Origin of the sequence: Kitasatospora sp. NPDC002965, assembly GCF_040611255.1 — a bacterium.
Taxonomy (GTDB): domain Bacteria; phylum Actinomycetota; class Actinomycetes; order Streptomycetales; family Streptomycetaceae; genus Kitasatospora.
The window spans coordinates 1-3,824 of record NZ_JBEXNT010000273.1 but is presented as its reverse complement, the minus strand read 5'-3'; the positions used below and the strand labels follow the sequence as shown (position 1 = coordinate 3,824).

1 pseudogene is annotated in these 3,824 nt (G+C 76.1%); it reads right to left on the bottom strand.

Annotated elements, in window-relative coordinates:
• Positions 1-3,728 (bottom strand): annotated as a pseudogene (locus ABZY91_RS41625) (type I polyketide synthase); the annotation flags it as partial.
• Positions 3,729-3,824: the final 96 nt, after the last annotated feature.

Sequence of the window (3,824 nt, the reverse complement as noted above, 5' to 3'; positions counted from 1 at the left end):
ACGCGTCGGCCGCGGGGGATCGCGGTGGTCCAGTCGACGGTGAGGCCGGTGGTCCAGGCGTGGGCGAGGGAGGTGAGGAGGCGTCGTCGGTCGCCCTCGTCGCGGCGCAGGGTGGGGAGGGTGACGGCGGTGTCGAGGGTCTCCTCGACGGCGGGCACGAGGACGGGGTGGGGGCTGGTCTCGATGTAGTGGGTGTGGCCGGCTTCGTGGAGGGTCTTCAGGACCGGGGCGAGGAGGACGGGTTGGCGCAGGTTGGTGTACCAGTAGGCGGTGTCGGGCGGGGTGGTGAGCCAGTCGCCGGTGACCGTGGAGAACATCGGGATGCGGGGTGCCTGCGGGCTGATGTCGGCCAGGACGTCGAGCAGCCGGTCGCGCAGTCGCTCGATGTGCGGGGAGTGCGAGGCGTAGTCGACGGGAATCGCCCGTGCCCGCACGCCGTCGCGTTCGCAGGTGGCGAGCAGTTCGGCCAGGGCGTCGCTGTCACCGGCGACGACGGTGGTGGTGGGGGAGTTGTAGGCGGCGACGGAGATCCGGTCGGCCCAGGGCGTGAGAAGCTGCTCGGCCCGTTCGGCGGAGAGCCCGAGCGAGACCATGCCGCCCTCTCCGGCGATGGCGTCGAGGGCCCGGCTGCGCAGGGCGGAGACCCGGGCGCCGTCCTCCAGGCTCAGCGCACCGGCCACGACCGCGGCGGCGATCTCGCCTTGGGAGTGGCCGAGGACGGCGTCGGGGTGGACGCCGTGGTGCTGCCAGAGGGCGGCGAGGGAGACCATCACGGCCCACAGGGCGGGCTGGACGACGTCGACGCGTTCGAGGGGTTCGCCGCTGCGCAGGAGGTCGCTCAAGGACCAGTCGACGTGTGGGGCGAGGGCCTTCTCGCACTGGGTGATCTTCTCGGCGAAGGCGGGTTCGGTGTCGAGGAGTTCGGCGGCCATGCCGGGCCACTGGGAGCCCTGGCCGGGGAAGACGAAGACGGTGCGGCCGGGGTGGTGGGGTGTGCCTTGGACGAGGTCGGGGTGGGGGGTGTCCTCGCTGAGTGCGGTGAGGGCGTCGCGGAGTCGGTGGTGGGTGCCGATGGTGACGGCGCGGTGGTCGAAGGCGGTGCGGCCGGTGGCGAGGGAGTGGGCGATGTCGGTGGGGTGCCGGTCGAGGGCGAGTAGTTGTGCGGCCTGGTCGCGCAGGGCTTCGGGGGAGCGGGCGGACAGCAGCCAGGGGACGACCGTGTCCGCGTCGTGCTCCGGTTCCGCGTCGTCCGGTTCCGCAGGCTCGTTCTCGTGGGCCTGTTCGAGGACGACGTGGGCGTTGGTGCCGCTCACGCCGAAGGAGGAGACGCCGGCCCGGCGTGGCCGCCCGTCCTCGGTCTCCCAGGCACGGGCCTGCGTCAGCAGCTCCACCGCCCCCGCCGACCAGTCCACCTGCGGGGTCGGGCCGTCCACGTGCAGGCTCTTGGGCAGTACCCCGTGCCGCATCGCCAGGACCGTCTTGATCACCCCGCCGACCCCGGCGGCGGCCGAGGTGTGCCCGATGTTGGACTTCAGCGAGCCCAGCCAGAGCGGCCGGCCCTCGGGCCGGTCCTGGCCGTAGGTGGCCAGGAGTGCCTGGGCCTCGATCGGGTCGCCGAGCCGCGTGCCGGTGCCGTGCCCCTCCACCGCGTCGACCTCGGCGGCCCGCAGGCCGGCGTCGGCCAGTGCCGCGCGGATCACCCGCTGCTGGGAGGGGCCGTTGGGGGCGGTCAGGCCGTTGCTCGCACCGTCCTGGTTGACGGCCGTGCCCCGGACCACGGCGAGCACGGGGTGCCCCAGCCGCCGCGCGTCGCTGAGCCGCTCCAGCAGCAGGATGCCCGCGCCCTCGCCGAAGCCCGTCCCGTCGGCGGCGGCCGCGTACGGCTTGCACCGCCCGTCCGGCGCGAGCCCGCCCTGCCGGCTGAACTCGACGAACAGCTCCGGGCTGGACATCACGGTCACGCCGCCCGCCAGCGCCAGGTCGCACTCCCCGTGCCGCAGGGACCGGGCGGCCAGGTGGAGGGCGACCAGCGAGGAGGAGCAGGCGGTGTCCACCGTGACGGCGGGGCCCTCCAGGCCGAAGACGTACGCCAGCCGGCCGGACACGATGCTGCCCGAGTTGCCGGTGCCGAGGAAGCCCTCGACCTCCTCCGGGATGTGCGGCAGCAGCCGGGCCGCGTAGTCCTGCTGCATCAGGCCGACGAAGACACCGGCCGACGCACCGGCCAGCCCGGTCGGGTCGATGCCGGCCCGTTCGAAGGCCTCCCAGGTGATCTCCAGGAGCAGCCGCTGCTGCGGGTCCATCGCCACGGCCTCGCGCGGCGAGATACCGAAGAACTCCGCGTCGAAGCCGCCGACGGCGTCCAGGAAACCGCCCTCGCGGGCGTAGGAGGTGCCGCGGTGCTCGGGGTCGGGATCGTAGAGCGCCTCCAGGTCCCAGCCGCGGTCGGCCGGGAACGGCCCGACGCCGTCGGCGCCCTCGGCGACCAGCCGCCACAGCTCCTCCGGGGTGCGCACGCCGCCCGGGAAACGGCAGCCCATCGCGACGATCGCGATCGGGTCGTCGCCGGTGGCCGCGGTGGCGCCGGTCCCGCGGGCCCGGCCTGCCGCGGGGGCCCCGGCCGCGCCGTCCTGGGCGCCGAAGAGCTCGGCCCGCAGGTGCCGTGCGAGCACGGTCGGAGACGGGTGGTCGAAGACCAGCGTGGCGGGCAGCCGCAGGCCGGTCGCCAGGTTCAGCCGGTTGCGCAGCTCGACGGCGGCGAGCGAGTCGAAGCCCAGGTCGCGGAAGGCCCGGCCGGCCTCCACGGCCTCCGGCGAGGCGTGGCCGAGCACGGCCGCCACCTGGGAGCGGATCAGGGCCAGCAGCGCGGGCTCCCGCTCGGCCGCGGGCAGCGCGCCCAGCGGGCCGCCCGGCGTGCCGTCGGGCGCCGCGCGGGTGGCCGAGCGCCGCAGCGGCCCGCGCACCAGCGCGCGCAGCAGGCCGGGGACGGGGCGGGTCTCGGCATCGGCCCGCAAAGCCGCCAGGTCCAGCCGGATCGGGACCAGGGCGGGCCGGTCGACGGCGAGCGCCGCGTCCAGCAGCGCCAGGCCCTGCGCGGTGGTGAGCGCGGGCATCCCGGAGCGGGCCAGCCTGCGCTCGCCTTCCTCGTCCAGCACGCCGGTCAGCGCGCTGCGCTGGGCCCAGAGCGTCCACGCCAGCGACTGCCCGGCCAGGCCGCGGGCCCGCCGGTGCTGCGCGAGGGCGTCCAGGACGGCGTTCGCCGCCGCGTAGTTGGCCTGCCCGGGGCCGCCGAAGACGCCGGCCGCCGAGGAGAACAGCACGAACGCGGCCAGTGGCAGAGCGGCGGTCAGCTCGTGCAGGTGCAGGGCCGCCTCGGCCTTGGGCGCGAGGACGGCGTCCAGACGCTCCGGGGTCAGCGCGGTGAGCACACCGTCGTCCAGCGCGCCCGCGGCGTGCACCACGGCGGTCAGCGGGTGCGCGGCCGGGACGTCGGCCAGCAGCGCGGCCAGCGCCGCGCGGTCGCCGACGTCGCACACCGACACCGTGACGGCGGCGCCCGCCCCGGCGAGTTCGGCGGCGAGTTCGGCGGCGCCCGGGGCGGTGGGCCCCTGACGGCCGGCCAGCAGCAGGTGCCGCACGCCGTGCGCGCGCACCAGGTGCCGGGCGACCTCGGCGCCCAGCGTGCCGGTGCCACCGGTGATCAGCACGGTGCCGTCCGGGTCCAGGGCCACGGGCGGGCCGTCGGGCGCCGGTCCACGTCCCCGCACTGGCCGTCATGCCCACCGTGGCGCACGACCGGTCGGTGCTCGCCGGACTGCCGAGGA